15 protein-coding genes and 1 pseudogene are annotated in these 17,821 nt (G+C 71.7%); 9 read left to right on the top strand and 7 right to left on the bottom strand.

The window, feature by feature from the left end:
* Positions 1–9: 9 nt before the first annotated feature.
* Together clpA and clpS are read right to left on the bottom strand one after the other, a co-directional pair.
* A complete protein-coding gene (gene clpA, locus QFW77_RS06935) occupies positions 10–2,292 on the bottom strand; it encodes an ATP-dependent Clp protease ATP-binding subunit ClpA (RefSeq protein ID WP_280573713.1) in 2,283 nt (760 codons plus the stop codon).
* A gap of 81 nt (positions 2,293–2,373) precedes the next feature.
* The gene (clpS, locus tag QFW77_RS06940; protein ID WP_280573714.1) at positions 2,374–2,694 is read right to left on the bottom strand and encodes an ATP-dependent Clp protease adapter ClpS; all 321 of its coding nucleotides are present in this window, start codon (positions 2,692–2,694) and stop codon (positions 2,374–2,376) included.
* Between the two features lie 170 nt (positions 2,695–2,864).
* On the opposite strand from clpS, the gene QFW77_RS06945 reads away from it, so the two are divergent.
* From QFW77_RS06945 to QFW77_RS06965, 5 genes are all read left to right on the top strand, one after another.
* Positions 2,865–3,344, top strand: a complete 480-nt coding sequence (locus QFW77_RS06945; RefSeq protein ID WP_280573716.1) for an NUDIX hydrolase — start codon at positions 2,865–2,867, stop codon at positions 3,342–3,344.
* 112 nt (positions 3,345–3,456) lie between these two features.
* Positions 3,457–4,581, top strand: coding sequence for a tRNA 2-thiouridine(34) synthase MnmA (mnmA, locus tag QFW77_RS06950; RefSeq protein WP_280573718.1), 1,125 nt, complete (start codon positions 3,457–3,459; stop codon positions 4,579–4,581).
* Positions 4,578–5,189, top strand: a complete 612-nt coding sequence (gene hflD, locus QFW77_RS06955; protein ID WP_280573719.1) for a high frequency lysogenization protein HflD — start codon at positions 4,578–4,580, stop codon at positions 5,187–5,189. The genes mnmA and hflD overlap by 4 nt, the downstream gene beginning before the upstream one ends.
* A 148-nt stretch (positions 5,190–5,337) precedes the next feature.
* Positions 5,338–6,531: a methyl-accepting chemotaxis protein gene (locus tag QFW77_RS06960; RefSeq protein WP_280573720.1), complete on the top strand. Its 1,194-nt coding sequence runs from the start codon at positions 5,338–5,340 to the stop codon at positions 6,529–6,531.
* A gap of 202 nt (positions 6,532–6,733) precedes the next feature.
* Complete coding sequence (locus tag QFW77_RS06965) at positions 6,734–6,964, top strand: hypothetical protein (protein ID WP_280573722.1); 231 nt, start codon at positions 6,734–6,736, stop codon at positions 6,962–6,964.
* An 823-nt stretch (positions 6,965–7,787) separates the two neighbouring features.
* Here QFW77_RS06965 and QFW77_RS06970 read toward each other — a convergent pair.
* Positions 7,788–10,586: an EAL domain-containing protein gene (locus QFW77_RS06970; RefSeq protein ID WP_280573723.1), complete on the bottom strand. Its 2,799-nt coding sequence runs from the start codon at positions 10,584–10,586 to the stop codon at positions 7,788–7,790.
* A gap of 183 nt (positions 10,587–10,769) precedes the next feature.
* Between QFW77_RS06970 and QFW77_RS06975 the strand changes: the two are divergent.
* Positions 10,770–11,855, top strand: a pseudogene (locus tag QFW77_RS06975) (PAS domain-containing sensor histidine kinase); the annotation flags it as partial.
* 1 nt (position 11,856) lies between these two features.
* On the top strand, positions 11,857–13,614 hold the full coding sequence (locus QFW77_RS06980; protein WP_280573724.1) for an EAL domain-containing protein: 1,758 nt from the start codon (positions 11,857–11,859) through the stop codon (positions 13,612–13,614).
* Here the strand turns inward: QFW77_RS06980 and QFW77_RS06985 are convergent.
* The 4 genes from QFW77_RS06985 to flgA all read right to left on the bottom strand — a co-directional run bounded on the left by QFW77_RS06985 (position 13,577) and on the right by flgA (position 16,235).
* Entirely contained in the window at positions 13,577–14,740 is a 1,164-nt protein-coding gene (locus tag QFW77_RS06985) for an ATP-binding protein (RefSeq protein ID WP_280573775.1), read from the bottom strand. The two genes, QFW77_RS06980 and QFW77_RS06985, sit on opposite strands and share 38 nt — an antisense overlap.
* A gap of 93 nt (positions 14,741–14,833) precedes the next feature.
* The gene (locus QFW77_RS06990; protein ID WP_280573726.1) at positions 14,834–15,169 is read right to left on the bottom strand and encodes a flagellar protein FlgN; all 336 of its coding nucleotides are present in this window, start codon (positions 15,167–15,169) and stop codon (positions 14,834–14,836) included.
* The gene (gene flgM, locus QFW77_RS06995) at positions 15,169–15,480 is read right to left on the bottom strand and encodes a flagellar biosynthesis anti-sigma factor FlgM (protein WP_280573727.1); all 312 of its coding nucleotides are present in this window, start codon (positions 15,478–15,480) and stop codon (positions 15,169–15,171) included. Before flgM ends, QFW77_RS06990 begins: the two co-directional genes overlap by 1 nt.
* A gap of 77 nt (positions 15,481–15,557) precedes the next feature.
* Positions 15,558–16,235, bottom strand: coding sequence for a flagellar basal body P-ring formation chaperone FlgA (gene flgA, locus QFW77_RS07000; protein WP_280573728.1), 678 nt, complete (start codon positions 16,233–16,235; stop codon positions 15,558–15,560).
* A 94-nt stretch (positions 16,236–16,329) separates the two neighbouring features.
* Here flgA and QFW77_RS07005 point away from each other — a divergent pair, with 94 nt between their 5' ends.
* Complete coding sequence (locus QFW77_RS07005; RefSeq protein ID WP_280573729.1) at positions 16,330–17,298, top strand: chemotaxis protein; 969 nt, start codon at positions 16,330–16,332, stop codon at positions 17,296–17,298.
* A gap of 124 nt (positions 17,299–17,422) precedes the next feature.
* Positions 17,423–17,818 (top strand): flagellar basal body rod protein FlgB, encoded by a 396-nt coding sequence (gene flgB / locus QFW77_RS07010; RefSeq protein ID WP_280573730.1) that lies wholly within the window; start codon positions 17,423–17,425, stop codon positions 17,816–17,818.
* Positions 17,819–17,821: the final 3 nt, after the last annotated feature.

Raw genomic sequence — 17,821 nt, forward strand, 5'->3', positions numbered from 1 at the left:
TTACGGCCCTCACCCCACCGTCGCCGGCAGCAGCCGTTCCGGCTCGGCGTGGGCCTCCACCACCAGCTCGCCGTCCTTCACGTCGACGCTGACCCGGCCGCCGCCGACCAGCTTGCCGAACAGCAGCTCGTCCGCCAGCGGGCGCTTGATCCGGTCCTGGATGATCCGGGCCATCGGCCGCGCGCCCATCTGCGGGTCGAAGCCGTGCTGGGCCAGCCATTCGCGGGCCGCCGGGGTGGCGCTGACGGTGACGTCCTTCTCGTGCAGCTGGGCTTCCAGCTCGATCATGAACTTGTCGACCACGCGCAGGATGTGCTCCAGCGCCAGCGGCTGGAACTGCACGATCGCGTCGAGCCGGTTGCGGAATTCCGGGGTGAAGCTCTTGCGAATCACCTCCATCGCGTCGGTGCTGTGGTCCTGGCGGGTGAAGCCGATGGTGCGGCGCGCAGCCTGCGCCGCGCCGGCATTGGTGGTCATCACCAGGATCACGTTGCGGAAGTTCGCCTCGCGGCCATTGGTGTCGGTGAGCACGCCGCGGTCCATCACCTGCAACAGGATGTTGAAGATGTCCGGGTGGGCCTTCTCCACCTCGTCCAGCAGCAGCACGCAGTGCGGGGTCTTGACGATCTTCTCGGTGAGCAGCCCGCCCTGGTCGAAGCCGACGTACCCGGGGGGGGCGCCGATCAGGCGCGAGACGGAGTGCGGCTCCATGTACTCGGACATGTCGAAGCGCACCAGCTCGATGCCCAGCTGCAGGGCCAGCTGCCGGGTCACCTCGGTCTTGCCCACCCCGGTGGGGCCGGCGAACAGGAAGTTGCCGATCGGCTTGTCGGGATTGCCCAGCCCCGAGCGGGCCAGCTTGATCGCCGAAGTCAGGGTCTCGATCGCCGGGTCCTGGCCGAAGATGACCATCTTCAGGTTGCGCTCGAGGTGACCGAGCACGTCCTTGTCGGAGGCGCTGACCTGCTTGGCCGGGATCCTGGCCATCTTGGCGACGATGGTCTCGACCTCCTCGACGTCGATCAGTTTCTTGCGCACGTCGTCGGGCAGCAGCCGCTGGCGTGCGCCGGCCTCGTCGATCACGTCGATGGCCTTGTCCGGCAGCAGCCGGTCGGCGATGTGCTTGACCGACAGATCCACCGCCGCCTGCAGGGCCTCGTCGGCATAGGTGACGTCGTGGTGCGCCTCGTAGCGCGGCTTCAGCCCGCGCAGGATCTCGTAGGCCTCGCCGGTGGTCGGTTCGACGATGTCGACCTTCTGGAAGCGCCGCGCCAGCGCGCGGTCCTTCTCGAACACGCCGCGATATTCCTGGAAGGTGGTCGAGCCGATGCAGCGCAGCTCGCCGGAGGCCAGGGCCGGCTTGATCAGATTGGAAGCGTCCATGGTGCCGCCCGAGGCCGAACCGGCACCGATGATGGTGTGGATCTCGTCGATGAACAGGATCGCACCCTCGTGCTTGCGGATCGCCGCCAGCACCGCCTTCAGGCGCTTCTCGAAGTCGCCGCGGTACTTGGTGCCGGCGACCAGCGCGCCTAGGTCGAGCGAGTAGATGGTCGCGTGCGCGAGCACCTCCGGCACTTCGCCGTCGACGATGCGCTTGGCCAGGCCCTCGGCGATCGCGGTCTTGCCCACGCCGGCCTCGCCGACGTAGAGCGGGTTGTTCTTGCGCCGGCGGCACAGGATCTGGATGGTGCGCTCGATCTCCTCGGCGCGCCCGACCAGCGGATCGATGCGGCCCTCGCGCGCCATCGCGTTGAGGTCGGTGGCGTACTCGGCCAGGGCGTCGCCCTTGCCCTCGCCCCCGGGTTCGACCTGGCCGTCGGCGGCTTCGTCGGTGGACGGGGCGGGATCGCCTTCCCCGGCCTTGGCGATGCCGTGCGAGAGATAGTTGACCACGTCCAGCCGGGTCACGTCCTGCTGGTTGAGGTAGTAGACCGCGTGCGAGTCCTTTTCGCCGAAGATCGCCACCAGCACGTTGGCGCCGGTGACCTCCTTCTTGCCGGAGGACTGCACGTGGTAGACCGCCCGCTGCAGCACCCGCTGGAAGCCCAGGGTGGGCTGGGTGTCGCGGCTGTCGCCCTGCTCGAGCTTGGACACGGTGGTGGCGATGGCCTGCTCCAGGTCGGAACGCAGGCGGTGGAAGTCGGCGCCGCAGGCCTTGAGCACCGCCTCGGCCGAGGGGTTCTCCAGCAGCGCCAGCAACAGGTGCTCGACGGTCATGAACTCGTCGCGCGCCTCGCGGGCGCGCTTGTAGCACTGGCCGATGGAGTACTCGAGGTCCTTGCTGAACATGGGGCGGATGCCTCCTGGTATGTCTACAGCCCTACGTGGGGCCGGAATGCCTGGTTTCCATGGCCGCCCCTGTCCGCCTTTCTAGGCCTTTTCCATCGTGCAGAGCAAGGGATGCTGGTTGAGTCTTGCATATTCGTTCACCTGGGCAACCTTCGACTCGGCGACCTCGCGGCTGAAGACCCCGCAGACGCCCCTGCCCCGGGTGTGCACGTGAAGCATCACCTGGGTGGCGCGCTCGATGTCCAGGGTGAAGAAGCGCACCAGTACGTCCACCACGAAATCCATGGGGGTGTAGTCGTCGTTGAGCAGGATCACGGTGTACAGCGGCGGGCGCGCGACCTCGGGCTTGCCGGTCTCGACGGCGACGCCGTGGTCGCGCTCGGTTTCGTTCTTTCGGGCCATGCCGCGATTATACGGAGCATGCCTGCATGGGATCCGTGGACGGGCGGCGGGCCCCGGCCCAGAATAGAACGCTGCATTCCCCCGGAAACGTCCATGTTGCAGCGCTCCCGCCCCGCCCGCCCCCCGCGCCCGTTCTCCGGGCAGGCCCCCGCCGTGGTCCGGCGCCGGCCATGAGCTATCGCGAAGGCCGCTTCTGGCAGCCGGACGTGACCGTGGCGACCGTGGTGGTGCGCGACGGGCGCCTGCTGTGCGTGGAGGAACGGGTCGGCGGCGAACTGGTGCTCAACCAGCCGGCCGGACACCTGGAGCCGGACGAGAGCCTGGCGGATGCGGCGCTGCGCGAGACCCGCGAGGAAACCGGCTGGGAGGTCCGCCTGACGTGCTTCGTCGGCGCCTACCAGTGGCGCGCGCCGGCGGCGGCGGACGGCAGCGGCGGGCGCCATTTCCTGCGCTTCGCCTTCGCCGCCGAGCCGGTCTCCCACGACCCGGGGCGCGAGCTCGACGCAGGCATCGTGCGGACGCTGTGGATGAGCCCCGACGAGCTGCAGCGGGCGCAGCCCCGCCACCGCAGCCCGCTGGTGTGGCGGGCGGTGGCCGATTTCCTCGCCGGGCACCGCCATCCGCTGGCGTTGCTGCAGCAGCTGACGTGATCCCCGCGCACCAGGCCCTCCGCCAGCCCTGCCCGGACGGCGAGGGCCGGCCGGCGCCGCCGGGCGCGAAGCCGCCCGTCCGGGTGCTGGCCGCGCCGCGGGTCCGGGCCGCATGAACGGGGGCGTCGTCGTCGGCATGTCCGGCGGGGTGGATTCTTCGGTGGCGGCGCTGCTGTTGCGCCAGGCCGGGGGCCCGGTCGCCGGCCTGTTCATGCGCAACTGGGCCGATGACGGCAGCGGCGACTGCCGCGCCGACGAGGACCGCCGCGACGCCGTCGCGGTCTGCGGCCGGCTCGGCATCCCGATCCATTTCCGCGACTTCTCGGCCGAGTACTGGAGCGGCGTGTTCGAGCACTTCATCGCCGAGTACGCCGCCGGGCGCACCCCAAACCCGGACGTGTTGTGCAACCGCGAGATCAAGTTCGCGCACTTCCTGGAGGCGGCGCATGCGCTGGGCGCGGAACGCATCGCCACCGGCCACTACGCGCGCATCGACCGGCACTGCGGCCGCTGGCGCCTGCTGCGCGCCAGCGACGCCGGCAAGGACCAGAGCTACTTCCTGCACCAGCTCGGCCAGGCGCAACTGGCGGCCACCGCGTTCCCGCTGGGCGGGCTGCACAAGCGCGAGGTGCGCGAACTGGCGCGCGGCGCCGGCCTGCCGACGGCGGCGAAGAAGGACTCCACCGGCATCTGCTTCATCGGCGAGCGCGACTTTCGCGAATTCCTCGGCCGCTACCTGCCCGCCCGCCCGGGCGAGATCAGGACCGCGGACGGGCGGACCATCGGCGAGCATCCGGGGGTGTTCTATTTCACCCTCGGCCAGCGCGAGGGCCTGGGCCTGGGCGGGGTGCGCGGCTTCGCCCAGGCGCCGTGGTACGTGGTCGGCAAGGACGTCCCCGGCAACGTGCTGGTGGTCGACCAGGACCACGACAGCCGCTGGCTGATGTCGACCGTGATCTGGACCGCCCCGGCGCACTGGATCGCCGGGGCGCCGCCGGCCACGCGCTTCGAATGCAGCGCGCAGGCGCGCTATCGGCAGCAGGCCGAGCCTTGCGCGGTGGCGGTGGACGACGGCGGCCGGCTGGAGGTGCGTTTCGCCGGGCCGCAGCGCGCGGTGACCCCCGGCCAATCCCTGGTCCTCTACGACGGCGAGGTCTGCCTGGGCGGCGCGGTGATCGAGCGGACCGATGCGCCGGCGCCCGGCGGGGTCGGCGCTGCGGGTAAACTGGCGGCATGAACAACCCATTCGACGAGCGGGTGCTGGCGCTGGCGGCGCTGGCGCAGTCCCTGCAGCAGGTTCGCTCCACCGCCGAGAGCGGGCAGTCCAGCGGCGACGCCACCCGCGCGGTGCTGGACGGCGTGTTTCGCATCGATGCCGATTCCACCGAGGAGGTCTACGGCGGCGTGGCGCGGCTGGGCCCGGGGCTGCGTACGCTGCGCGACCACCTGTCGAGCCAGGGGAAGGACGAGGCGCTGCCGCGCCTGGCGTTGGCCGTGGTCCGGCTCGAGCGCCGCTTCGTGGCCGAGCCGGCCACGGTCGAGGCGGTGGGTCGTGGCATCGCCGCGATCGCCCCGCAGGCGCAGGCCAGGGGCAGCGACCACCCCGAAGTGCTCGAGGCGCTCGGCGCGCTGTACGCCGACACCATCAGCCACCTGCGGCCGCGGGTGATGGTCCAGGGCACCCCGCATTATCTCGCCCAGCCCGGGGTGGTGGCGGAGATTCGCGCGCTGCTGCTGGCGGCGATGCGCTCGGCGGTGCTGTGGCGGCAGCTGGGCGGCAGCCAGTGGGATTTCCTGTTCTCGCGCCGCGCGATGCTCGAGGCGATCGAACGCCGGCTCGCCTGAACGGGCGCGGCGCGTTCGCGCGCCCTTCCCGGCTGCGCCCGGCCCCCGCTGGCGAGCCTGCGCGCAGGCGTGAACGGCCGTCCCCGGCTCCTAAAGATGGCGTGGGCGGGGCCGATACTGCGATCAAGAATCCGCAGAGAGCCCCCCAATGTATCCACGCATCCTGATCCGTCTCGCCGCGCCGCTGGTGCTGACGCTGCTGTTGCCCGCCGCCTTCGCGGTCGACGGCCTGGCGCCGCTGCGCTGGGCGGTGCTGGTGACGATGACCGCCAGCTGGCTGGCGTTCGCCTGGTGGATCGTGGTCCGCGAGGGCCGCCATTCCCCCGAGCACGTCAAGGCGATGCGGGAGCAGGACGAGTTGCTGACCGAGCTGCGCCAGTTCGTCGGCGCCGAGATCGAGGGCTCGCGCCAGGAGGTCGAGCGCGCACGCGGGCTGATCCGCCAGGCGGTGAGCGGGCTGGGTGGCAGTTTCGAGGCAATGAACCGCAAGTCGCGCCAGCAGGGCGTGGCGATGGCGCGGATCATCGACCATGCAGGCGAGCAGAACGGCGGCGGCGGCGCCGACGTGGCCCGCTTCGCCCAGCACGCCAGCCAGCGCATGGAGCAGTTGGTCGAGGCGCTGGAGCAGGTCAGCGGCCAGAGCGGCACCACCGTCGCCCACATCGACGAGATGGCCACGCACCTGGACGGGATCTTCTCGCTGCTCGAGGACGTCAAGTCGATCGCCGACCAGACCAACCTGCTGGCGCTCAATGCCGCGATCGAGGCGGCTCGTGCCGGCGAGGCGGGCCGCGGCTTCGCCGTGGTCGCCGACGAGGTGCGCAACCTCTCCGAGCGCTCGACCACCTTCAACGAGCAGATCCGCAAGCTGGCGCACAGCTCCAAGGAGTCCATCGCCAAGGTGCGCGAGACGGTCTCGCACATGGCCTCCCGCGACATGGATCGCTCGCGCGAGGCGCGCTCCGAGGCCGCGACCATGCTCGAACAGGTGGCGGCGATCAACCGCTCGCTGGGCGAGAGCATGCGCGAGATCTCCGATTGCGGTCGCGACATCGACGCGAGCGTGGCCGAGGCGGTGCGTGCGCTGCAGTTCGAGGACATCGCCACCCAGTCGCTGGGCGCGGTGCACTCCCACCTGGAGCGCCTGAGCGCGATCAACCGCGAGGCCGTCGACCTGCAGGAGCTGCTGCATCGCAACGGTGGGGTGTTCGACAACGAGATGGTGCGGGCGCTGGAGCGCATCGGCCATCGCCTGCGCGAGATGCGCGGCACCTGGGAAGCGCCGCCGCACAAGCCGGTGACGCAGCATGACATGGGCGCCGGAACCGTGGAGCTGTTCTGATCCGATCGACGATCCGCGCCATGGCCGCTTCCCCCCACGACTTCCCTGCCCCGGCCCGCGCCGGGGCAGTCGGGTGTCTGGCCACGCCACGCCCGCTGCGCAGCGGGTCGTGGACGCGTCGGACGCCGCCATCCCTGGCCCGGCCGTTTCCACGCGGAGGATGCGTTGCCGTACCGGCGCCGGCTCCATCGGCCTCCGCGCCGTGAGCGCCGACGGCTCGCTGGGGCGGTCCATAGACGCCTGCGACCAGGTGGATTCGCCGGTTCTGGCCGAAGACCACCGCACGACCCTGCGGCGGCTCGAACAGCAGGCACGCCAGGAACTGGCGGCGCTGACCACCGACGCCAACCACCCCGCTCCGCTCCAGGCATGCGTGGACTGGGACCTGGCGCTGTGCCCCGGCGAGCCGCCTGATACCGCGGCGCCGGATTGAGGGTCGGACCGGCGCCCGCATTTCGCTCGGTCGTGCATGGGTGTGAGGGAACTCGACTGAGAAGCCGATGAACGGGCTTCGGAGAAACCGGTGCGTGGGCTTCGGAGCCGGCGGCGCCCGGGCCGGGGGAGGCTCCCCGGCGAGTCGGGCCATCCATGGCCCGATCCGCCGCCGCAGGCCGTCCCTGGCCTCGGCCCCGGCGCCGCGGTGGTGATTCGCTTTCGGACGCTCGGTAGCCAATCCATCCGAAGCCCACCAATGCCGACAGCGGGAGACGTGCCGGGGGTGTTGCGGAGAGCTGCACATGGATGTGCAGCGGCCCTGACTCCGGCCATGGATGGCCGGACGGAAGGGCGGAGCAATGCCCCCGGCGCGGCTCACGCCCCGCACAGCAGGCCGAAGGCGCTCTTGAAGAACCCATCCCAGGAGCGGCGATTCGCTGTCGCTGCCCCGTGGCGACGGTGATGGATCCCTCCATCGGACAGGACTGCCTGGCGCGGCCGGACGGAAGGGCGGAGCAATGCCCCCGGCGCGGCTCACGCCCCGCACAGCAGGCCGAAGGCGCTCTTGAAGCACCCACCCCAGGAGCGGCGATTCGCTGTCGCTGCCCCGTGGCGACGGTGATGGATCCCTCCATCGAACAGGACTGCCTGGCGCGGCCGGACGGAAGGGCGGAGCAAGGCCCCCAGGCGCGGCTCACGCCGCGGGACGCATCCGACGAATCTCAAGTGCCGAAGATGCAAAGAACCTGCTGCCAGGGACTCGCTGGCGCCGCCCTTTCGACCGCGCCGAGGGTCGCGGCAGCTAGGCCGCCCGGCGCAGTTCAGCAGGCGATGAGCGGCGGCGTCGGGGCGATGGCGATCGGTTCCGCCCCACCCTGCGCCATGCCGCCACGCAGCCACTGCGCCATCTCCCGCGGCGGCAGCGGGCGGGTGTAGAGGTATCCCTGGATCTCGTCGCAGCCGTGCTGGCGCAGCAGCCGCTCCTCGATCGCGGTTTCCACGCCCTCCACCACCACCTGCATCCGCATGGCCTGGCCGAGCTGGATGATCGCGCGGGTCAGATCGCCCGACGCGGTGCTGCGCTGGATGTCCAGGATCAGGCTGCGGTCGATCTTCAGGCGGCTGACCGGAAAACGGTTCAGGTAGTGGAGGTTCGAAAAGCCGGTCCCGAAATCGTCGACGGCCAGACTCACCCCGTGGCGCTGCAGCGTGGCGAAGCACTCGTGCAGGATCTCGGTGTCGCGCACCAGCGCCGACTCGGTGAGCTCGAGCTCGAGCCGGTGCGGCGGCCAGCCGGCCTGCTCGCAGCGCGCGATCACCCGCTCGGCGAAACCGCGATCGCGCAGCTGCACCGCCGACACGTTCACCGACATCCGCCCGAATCGCAGCCCCGCCTCCTCCCAGGCGGCGGCCTGGCGGCACGCCTCGGAGATCACCCAATCGCCCAGCCGCACGATTTCCCCGCACTCCTCCGCGATCGGGATGAACTCGGCCGGCCCGCAGTGGCCCCCGGCCGGGCGATGCCAGCGCAGCAGCGCCTCGATCCCCGGCGCGGTGGCGCTGTCGACGTGCACCAGCGGCTGGTAGACCACCGAGAACTCGTCCCGGTCCAGGGCCCCGCGCAGGGCGTGCTCGATCTTCAGCCGCCGCCTCGCCTGCTGCAGCGCTTCCTGGGTATAGAACGCGTGGTTGCCGCGCCCGTGCTGGCGTGCCGCGCACAGCGCCACGCCGGCCGCGCGCAGGAGATCGTCGAAGCCGTCGCCGGGGCTCTCGCGCACCGCGATGCCGACGCTGGCGCCGATCTTCAGGGTCTCGGTGCCGACGTGCAGCGGCTCGCCGAGCGCGGCGATCAGCCGCGACGCGGCGTCGCCCACCGCGGCGCGGTCGCGGGCCCCGCTGAGCAGCACCGCGAATTCGTCCGCGCCCAGCCGGCCGAACAGGTCGGCGCCTCCCAGGCACTGGTGCATCCGCGCCGCGGAGGCCTTGAGCACCGCGTCGCCGGCGCCGTGGCCGAAGCTCTCGTTGATGCCGCGGAAGCCATCGATGTCCACCAGCAGCATCGCCAGCCGGGACTCCCCGGCGTCGGCCGCCAGGGCCTCCTCCGCCTGGCGCCGCAGCAGGCCGCGGTTGGGCAGCCCGGTGAGCGGATCGTAGTGCGAGAGCATCTCGATCCGGGCGCTGGTCTCGCGCTCCCGGGTGATGTCCCGGAACAGCACGATATGGCGCGCCGGGCCGCCCTCGTCGCGATCCAGCTCGATCACCACCTGGACCCAGACCCGTTCCCCGCTGCCGCGATAGAAGCAGCCCTCCACCCGCTCGGGCGCACCGCCGTCGGCGGCCCGTACCAGCGCGGCCTCGAAGGCCTCGCGGGAGGCGGTGGTGTACAGCGCCAGCACCTCGTCCAGCACGACCGGGCCGGGCGCCATGCCGTGCAGGCGCGCGCATTCCTCGGTCCACTGCATGCGCCGGGTGGCAGGGTCGATCTCGGCGCCGCCGATCCCGCCGAGCGCAGAGACCCGCGCCAGCAGCTCGGTGCGGCTGCGGATCAGCGCGTCGACGCGGCGCTGCCCGGTGACGTCCTGGACCTGGGCCAGGACCCGCTGCAGATTGCCGTCGGGGTCGAGCTGGGGCTGCGCCCAGATCAGCAGGTGCAGGCCATCCGGTTCGGCAGGCGTGGCCAGCTCGATCTCGAAATGGGCCAGCCGCCCGTCCTGGCGGATCCGGCGCCAGGCCTTGCGCAGCTCCCCGGCAGAGTGGCGGCCGATGCGGCGCACCCAGGCGCGACTGCCGGTGGCGTCCTCCGGTAGGCCGGCCAGCGCACGCAGTTCGGGCGAGCACCACACCACGTCGCTGTCGGGGTCCCAGGCCCAGCTCGAGGTCCCGGCGATGCGCTGGGTCTCCTCGAGCAGCCATTGCTGGTCTCGCAGGCGCTGTTCCAGCTGCTTCTGGGTGCCGATCTCGGTATGGGTGCCGACCATGCGCAGGGGGCGGCCGTTGGCGTCGCTGGCGATCACCCGGCCGCTGTCGCGCACCCAGCGCCAGCTGCCGTCGCGGTGGCGCAGGCGATGCTCGCACACGTAGGTCGGTGTGCGCCCTTCGAGATGGTCGGCGAGCCGCTCGCGCACCCGCGCGATGTCCTCGGGGTGGACCAGCGACAGCGCGGCGTCGAGTCCCTCGTCGAGCGCGTCATCGCCGCTGCCGGCCTCGTAGCCCAGCATCGCCCGCCACGAGCGCGACCGGAAGGTGCGGTTGCCGGCCACGTCCCAGTCCCACAGGCCGTGGCCGGCGCTGTCCAGCGCCGCCTGCCAGCGGCTGGCGCCGTCCGGCTCGGGCACGCTCACCGTGTAGGCGACCGCGCCGCCGCCCTCCCCGGCCACCGCGCGCATCCAGCCGTCGAGACGCCCGGAGGGTCCGGGAAGGGAACACGGGATCGCCGTCGCGCCCTCGCGCAGCCGCTGGCGCAGGTCGGCCAGCAGCTGGGCGTAGTGCGCGGCGCTCCGGTCCAGGCCGAGCGCCTGCGCCGCGGGGTTGGCCAGGACCACCGCGCCGTCGGCGTCGAGCACCAGCATCGCGCTCGGGAGCGGGTGCCGCAGCAGGCTGGTGATCGCGCCGGAGTCCATCGGTTCTACCTTGATAGCCGCACCCTTGGAACGCCCTGCCGCGAGGCGGCGGGGCGCGCGAGACGCCGCCGAGAGCTGTGACGGGCGTTCGATTGACCTGTTAGCGGCGGCACCGGCCGGAAGTTGAGGCCCCCAGTCCATCGGGACGGCGTCAGAGGGCGCCGGTTCCGGTACGATCCACGGGTGACCGAAATGGAACAGGCCCGACGCCAGCTGCAGGAGCGGGAGCAGCAATTCGGCGAACTGATGCGCATCCTGCCGGACGGGGTCATGCTGATCGCCGATGGCCGCGCGATCTATGCCAACCCGGCCTGCGCCGCGCAGTTCGGCTACGGCCCCGATGACCTGCCCGGCCAGCCGCTGGCGGCGCTGGTCGAGGACGGCGCCCTGGCGCGCCTCGGCGCTCTGCTCGACGCCGGCGATGCCGGATCCGCGGGCGCAGCGTCGGCGCCGCGCATGCGCCGCGCCGACGGCAGCCTGTTCAACGCCGCGCTCTCGGCCTGCGACGCCCGCTACGGCGGCCTCGCCTGCAAGCTGCTGATCGTGCGCGACCTGAGCGAGCCGGAGCGGATGCGCGACGCGCTCGCGCTCGGCAACCGCGAGCTGCAGGCGCTGGCCGGGCGCCTGTTCTCGCTGCAGGAGGACGAGCGCCGGGCGATCTCGCGGGAACTGCACGACGACATCGGCCAGTCGATCACCGCCATCAAGCTGTCGGCCAGCGCCGCCCTCGATGAAACGGATCCGGCGCGCCGCCGCGAGGACCTGGCCGGGATCATCGAGATCGCCGACGCCACCCTCGACAAGCTGCGCGACATCTCCACCCTGCTGCGGCCGCCGCAGCTCGATGCGCTGGGCCTGGAGGCGGCCCTGCGCGGGCACGCGCAGCAGCTGTTCCGCAACGGCGGCACCGGGGTCGATCTGAAGATCGAGCCGCTGCCGCGGCGCCCCGCGCGCGAAGTGGAGCAGGCCTGCTTCCGCATCGCCCAGGAGGCGCTGACCAACGTCCTGCGGCATTCGCGGGCGGGTGCGACTTCGGTGCGGCTGCACGACCGCGACGGTGCGATCGGCCTGGAAGTCCAGGACGACGGCGGCGGCTTCGAGCCGGCCCGGGCGCGCGGCCTGGGCCTGGTGATCATGCGCGAACGCGCGCAGACCGTCGGCGGCAGCCTGCGGATCGAATCTTCCGCCGCCGGCACCCGGATCAGCGCGCTGCTGCCCTACGCGCCCGCGCCGCGCACAGACCGCGCACCCGACCTGGACGGGGGCTAGCATGCGGCCGCTCGACCATGTCGGCGTGGCCGTGGAGATCGTGCCGCGCCTGGGCGCCGGGCACCCGGATCTGGTCGCGATGGTCGGCCAGGCGGTCGGTGGTGGCGCCGCGCTGATGGTGCTGCACATCGACATCGAGCACTTCGCCTCGATCAACCAGAACATGGGGGTCGAGGTCGGCGACCAGGCGCTGCGGCTGCTGGCCGAGCGCCTGGCCGCACGCATCGGCGAACGCGGCCGGCTATGGCGCCACGGCAGCGACGAGTTCGTGGCCGCGGTGCCCTACCCGGCCGGTTCGGCGCCGCCGCGCGAACTGGCCGAGGAGCTGCTGCGCGAGGTGGAGCTGCCGCTCTCGGTGCTTCCGTACACGTTGTTCCTCAACGCCAGGATCGGCATGAGCCTGTGCCCGCTGCAGGCGGCGGAAGCGTCGCTGCTGCTGCAGCAGGCCGAGACCGCGGTGCGGCAGGCTTCGCACCACGACAGCGATCCGGTGCAGCTCTACGCGGTGCAGGCCAGCGAGAAGCTCCAGAACGAGACCATCATCGCCCGCCAGATCGTCGACGCGGCGCCCAATGGCGAGCTGCGGATGCGCTATCAGCCCAAGGTCAGCGCCCGCGACGGCCGCGTGGTCGGCATGGAGGCGCTGCTGCGCTGGCAGTCGCCCGATCTCGGGCTGTTGCTGCCGGAGCGGTTCATGCCCACCGCGGAGCGCCTCGGCGTCATCGTGCAGATCGGCCACTGGGTACTCGATCGGGTGGTCGAGCAAGCGCGCGCATGGCGCGAACAGGGCTTCGACGACTTCTTCATCGGCGTCAACGTCTCGACCCTGCAGCTGCTCGACCCGGAATTCGTCAACCGTCTGTTGACCAGGATCGGCAATGCCGGCCTGCCGAACTCGACGATCGTGCTGGAGGCCAACGAAAGCGCCCTGACCTACGACGTCAACGCCGTGCACGAGGCGATCAAGGCGCTCCGCCACGAGGGCGTCGGCCTCAGCCTGGACAACTTCGGCACCGGAGACTCCAGCCTCAGCGCGCTGGTGCGCTACCCGGCCGACCGCCTGAAGATCGACCGCAGCTTCATCAACAGCGCTCCGGCGGGCAGCCGCGAGACCGCGATCGTCCGCGCCATCATCGCCATGGGCCACCAGCTCGGCATGAAGGTGATCGCGAACGGCGTGGAGACCGAGGCGCAGCTGGGTTTCCTGCGCCGCAGCGACTGCGACGAGTTCCAGGGCTATCTGTTCGGCGAACCGATGAACGCCGATGCCGCCGGCCAGGTGCTGCGGCGGCGCTACCTGCGTCCGGAGCTGTTCGCCGCGGCCACCCCCGACCGCACCCTGCTGCTGGTCGACGACGAGGAGAACGTGCTGCGCTCGCTGGTGCGGCTGTTCCGGCGCGACGGCTACCGCATCCTCGCCGCCGGCAACGTCCGCGACGCGTTCGGCCTGCTCGCCACCAACGACGTGCAGGTGATCCTGTCCGACCAGCGCATGTCGGAGATGGACGGCACCGAATTCCTCGGCCGGGTGAAGATGCTCTACCCCGACACCATCCGCCTGGTGCTGTCCGGCTACACCGACCTGGCCACGGTCACCGATGCGATCAACCGGGGCGCGATCTACCGGTTCCTGACCAAGCCGTGGGACGACCGGGAACTGCGCGAGCACATCCGCCAGGCCTTCGCCACCTACGGCAGCCAGCGCGCCCGCGACGGCGCGCTCAGTCCTGCGGCTGGCGGACCGGCAGCACCACCCTGAATCGGGAGCCCTCGCCCGGGGCGCTCGCCACCTCGATGCGGCCGTGGTGCTTGGCGGCGATGCCATAGGAGATCGAAAGGCCCAGCCCGGTGCCGGTGCCCACCGGCTTGGTGGTGAAGAACGGGTCGAAGATGCGCTGCAGCATCTCCTCGGGGATCCCGGCGCCGGTGTCCGCGATCTCGACCCAGACCTCGTCGCCCTGCTGCCCGGTGCTCACCGTGATCACGCCGCGTTCGGGGATCGCCTGGCCGGCGTTGAGCAGCAGGTTCATGAACACCTGGTTGAGCTCGGACTGGAGGCATTCGACCAGCGGCAGCTCGCCGTAGTGCTTGTCCAGGGTCGCCTTGTAGCGCAGCTCGTTCCAGACGATGTTGATGGTCGAATCGAGCCCGGCGTGCAGGTCCGCGAGCTTCCAGGAACTGTCGCGGTCGGAGCGCGAGAAGTCCTTCAGGTCGCGGACGATGCGGGTGACCCGCTCGATGCCCTCGCGCGACTCGGTCATCAGCTGCGGCAGGTCGCGGCTGATGAAGTCGATGTCCAGGCGCTCGCGGGTCTGGTCGATCTCCGCCAGCTGCGCGTGCGGGTCCGGCGAGCGCAGCGCGCGCTCGTAGGCGTCGATCAGCGCGAACAGGCTGCTGAGATACTCCTGCAGGCTGCCCAGGTTGGAGTGCACGTAGCCGATCGGGTTGTTGATCTCGTGAGCCACGCCGGCGGCGAGCTGACCGATCGAGGCCATCTTCTCGGCCTGCAGCAGCTTTTCCTGGGCGGCGGTCAGGCGCACGTTGAGCTCGGCATGGCGGCGCAGCAGGTCCTGATCGTCGCGGACCAGCCCCGGATCCTGCAGCAGCAGCAGGTAGTGGCTGCCGCCCTCGCTGCACAGCGACAGCCGCGCGGCCAGCATGCGGCCCTCGCCGAAGGGCACGTAGTCGTTCCAGGTCCCGTCCCGATCGGCCTTGCGCAGCGCTTCGGACGGCAGCATGTCCTGCAGCGCGAGCCCGAGATCCGCGGTCCAGAGCGGATGCGCGCGGCACAGGGTCTCGGCGGCCGGGTTGGTGTACAGGCGGCTGCCATCGGACCGGCACAGCAGCACGCCTTCGCGCAGCCGGTCCAGGGCGGACGCCAGCATCGGCAGGGGGAGCGCTTCGGCGCTGGTCGGTTCGGTCACGGGGCCGGTTCGGATCTGGGTCCGGCCATTCTACGGGGCCCTGCCGGGCGCTGCTCAGGCCACCGCGAGCTGGCGCGTGGTGCGGACCACGTCGGCACGCCCGCGGGCGTCGTATTCGGAGCCGCTTTCGCTGCGGCCGAGATGGCGCAGGGCCCAGTTGACCTCGCGGCGCCGCCGCGCCAGCAGCGCCCCGTTGGCGCGATTCGCCTCCGCCAGTTCTGCCAGGCGCGTGGCGATCCCCTCGGCCGGATGGCTCTCGAGCGCGCGCAGCGCCGCGAGCTTGGCCTGGGTGGAGGCCATCAGCGCCTCGACATCGTGCTCGAGCAAGGCGCGCCGCTCCTCGGCCAGGGCCGCGGCCAGGCGTTCCAGGCTGGCGTCGGCGCCGGACATCAGCCGTCCAGCTGCCGGTCGAGGTCGAGCATTCGCGAGGCGATCGCCTCCGGATCGATCCTGTAGCTGCCGTTCTGCAATGCTTCGCGCACCGCGTCGACGCGGCCCTGGTCGACCGCCGGACCGGTGGCGAGATCGCGTTGCAGGGCCTGCAGCCCGGCGGCTTCGCCGGTCAGCCGCAGGCTGTCGGCGGGAGGCGAGGCCTCCACCGGACGGGCGCGCTCGGCGCCGGCTCGCGCCACCTGCCCGCTGCTGGGGCCGGTGCTGCGGACCGCTGTCGGCGGCGGACCGCCCTCGATCTTCTGGCTCATGGTGGCGTCCTGAATGCGGGTTCGTGATGGATATCGGCGCCCGGCGCGGAGACTTTAGGGCGAATTCGCCCTCGCCGTCACCGTGCCACCACCACCGCCCCGTCGGCCCCCACCGTGCCCTGCACCACCCGCCGCGAGGAGAGGTTCTCCACGCTGACCCGTTCGTTCTCGCCGGCATCGGCCAGCGCCCGCCCGGTCATCCGCACCTCCAGCCCGCCCGCGCCCGAGACCAGCGCCACGATGTCGCCGCGCCGGACCAGCCGCGGCGCGATCAGATCGCGCGCCGTCAGTACGCTGCCGGCCGACAGGGCCCGGCGCGCCACCCGCCCGAGCGCCGCCGCCGGATCGGACAGCGCTGCGCCGACGATACGGGCGGCATCGCGGGTCTCCGGCGCCAGCACCTCGGGACCGATCACCTCGCCGGCGGCGACGCCGCGGCTGAGCACCAGCACGGTCTGGCTGCGGTGGATCCGGACCGGGACGTACAGGCGCCAGCCGTCGGGGCAGGACACCTCCACCGTGGTGCCGGCGCCCGGCCGCGCCTCGAGCGGGCCGGCGCAGCGCGGCATGCGCAGCGCCGGGTCCAGGGTGGCCTCGGCCTCGGCATCGCTGCCGAGCGCGGCCAGCGCCGCCTCTCGGATCGACTCCACCGGTTGGAAGCCGCCCGCCCACAGCGATGTCGGCAGCAGCGCCAGCAACATGAGCAGCAGGTGCAGGCGCTGGCGGATCGGGGTGCGGGACGGGCAAGAGCGCATCGGCGCTTCCTGGCGGCGGGGACGCAAGGACCCGTGCAAGCGCCGTGCCGTGGCGGCCGCTCAAGTCCGGCCCACCGACGCCGATACCGCGTCCATGCACCAGGACCTGCTCAACCGCATCGACCAGCGGACCCGCCTGGCCGGCCACAACCGGCTGGCGCTGCTGCTGTTCCGCCTCGGCGGCCGCCAGCTTTTTGGCGTCAACGTGTTCAAGGTGCAGGAGGTGCTGCGCCGCCCGGCGCTGTTCCAGCTGCCCGGGCTGCCGGCGCAGTTCGCCGGAGTGGCCGACGTGCGCGGCCGCTCGGTGCCGGTGCTCGACCTGGGCCTGTCGATCGGCCACCCCGAGCGCGGCCGCGACCTCGAGTCCGCGACCGGCTACCTGGTGGTCACCGAATTCAACCGCTCGGTGCAGGGCTTCCTGGTCAGCGACGTCGAACGCATCGTCAACATCGCGGTGGAGGACATCCATCCGCCGCCGGAACTCGGAGTGGAGGGCAGCTACCTCACCGCCGTGACCCGCTTCCAGGACGCGCTGATCCAGGTCCTGGACGTGGAGAGCATCCTGGCGGAGATCGCGCAGACGCGGATGGACGCGAGCCTGGCGCCGGAGATGGCCCTGCCCGCCGACGCCCCGCCGATGCAGGTGCTGGTGGTCGACGATTCGCGGGTGGCGCGCCAGCAGATCCGCAGCGTGCTCGACCAGCTCGGGGTCGGCGCCACCCTGCTTTCGGACGGCCGCCAGGCGCTCGACCACCTGCTCCAGATCCATGCCGGCGGCGAGGATCCCTGCGATCGCTACGCCATGGTGATCTCGGACATCGAGATGCCGGCGATGGACGGCTACACCCTGACGACGGAAATCCGTCGCCAGCCGGCGCTGGCCGGGATGTACGTGCTGCTGCACACTTCGCTCTCCGGCGTGTTCAACAATTCCATGGTCGAGCAGGTCGGCGCCAACGCCTTCGTGCCCAAGTACAGTCCCCACGACCTCGCAGAGCGCGTGCTGGCGCGGTTGCGCGAGGTCGCCGCGCGCATCCGCAGCCGCCAGGCCGCCGCGGCCTGACCCGCCACCGGCGCCGGCACCGCGCCGGTAGCCCCGACGTCCCCGCCGAAGCGCCCCGCGGTCCCAGCCGCCTTCCTGGCACGGCGCTTGCAGCTTCCCCGGCACAGGTCCGCCGGAGGCTGCCATGAACAATCCGATCTCTTCCTATATGGGCTTCCAGGCCGATGCCCTGCCGCTGCGCGAGCAGCGCATGAAGCTGATCGCCAGCAACCTGGCCAACGTCGACACCCCCGGCTACCGGGCCCAGGACCTCGACTTCAACGCCGCGCTGGCCGCCGCCGGCAGCGCCAGGCAGGCCGCGGGCGCGACTCGCGAAGGACACCTGGCCGGCAATGCGCTGGAGGGCCTGCTGCCGTTCCAGTTCGCACGCGAGGCCACCCAGCCCAGCCTCGACGGCAACACCGTCGACCCCGACGCCGAGCGCGCGGCCTACGGCCGCGCCGCGCTGGAATATCGCGCCTCGCTCAGCTTCCTCGAATCCAAGGTGCGCACCATGCTCACCGCCATCACCGGGCAATAAGCC

The sequence above is a fragment of the Luteimonas endophytica genome (assembly GCF_029887875.1).
Taxonomy (GTDB): domain Bacteria; phylum Pseudomonadota; class Gammaproteobacteria; order Xanthomonadales; family Xanthomonadaceae; genus Luteimonas; species Luteimonas endophytica.

Excerpts from the sequence above, each read along its gene's own strand:
- clpA (WP_280573713.1), bottom strand. The coding sequence starts at position 2,292 with ATGTTCAGCAAGGACCTCGAGTACTCCATCGGCCAGTGCTACAAGCGC.
- clpS (WP_280573714.1), bottom strand. The coding sequence starts at position 2,694 with ATGGCCCGAAAGAACGAAACCGAGCGCGACCACGGCGTCGCCGTCGAG.
- QFW77_RS06945 (WP_280573716.1), top strand. The coding sequence starts at position 2,865 with ATGAGCTATCGCGAAGGCCGCTTCTGGCAGCCGGACGTGACCGTGGCG.
- mnmA (WP_280573718.1), top strand. The coding sequence starts at position 3,457 with ATGAACGGGGGCGTCGTCGTCGGCATGTCCGGCGGGGTGGATTCTTCG.
- hflD (WP_280573719.1), top strand. The coding sequence starts at position 4,578 with ATGAACAACCCATTCGACGAGCGGGTGCTGGCGCTGGCGGCGCTGGCG.
- QFW77_RS06960 (WP_280573720.1), top strand. The coding sequence starts at position 5,338 with ATGTATCCACGCATCCTGATCCGTCTCGCCGCGCCGCTGGTGCTGACG.
- QFW77_RS06970 (WP_280573723.1), bottom strand. The coding sequence starts at position 10,586 with ATGGACTCCGGCGCGATCACCAGCCTGCTGCGGCACCCGCTCCCGAGC.
- QFW77_RS06980 (WP_280573724.1), top strand. The coding sequence starts at position 11,857 with ATGCGGCCGCTCGACCATGTCGGCGTGGCCGTGGAGATCGTGCCGCGC.
- QFW77_RS06985 (WP_280573775.1), bottom strand. The coding sequence starts at position 14,740 with ATGCTGGCGTCCGCCCTGGACCGGCTGCGCGAAGGCGTGCTGCTGTGC.
- QFW77_RS06990 (WP_280573726.1), bottom strand. The coding sequence starts at position 15,169 with ATGTCCGGCGCCGACGCCAGCCTGGAACGCCTGGCCGCGGCCCTGGCC.
- flgM (WP_280573727.1), bottom strand. The coding sequence starts at position 15,480 with ATGAGCCAGAAGATCGAGGGCGGTCCGCCGCCGACAGCGGTCCGCAGC.
- flgA (WP_280573728.1), bottom strand. The coding sequence starts at position 16,235 with ATGCGCTCTTGCCCGTCCCGCACCCCGATCCGCCAGCGCCTGCACCTG.
- QFW77_RS07005 (WP_280573729.1), top strand. The coding sequence starts at position 16,330 with ATGCACCAGGACCTGCTCAACCGCATCGACCAGCGGACCCGCCTGGCC.
- flgB (WP_280573730.1), top strand. The coding sequence starts at position 17,423 with ATGAACAATCCGATCTCTTCCTATATGGGCTTCCAGGCCGATGCCCTG.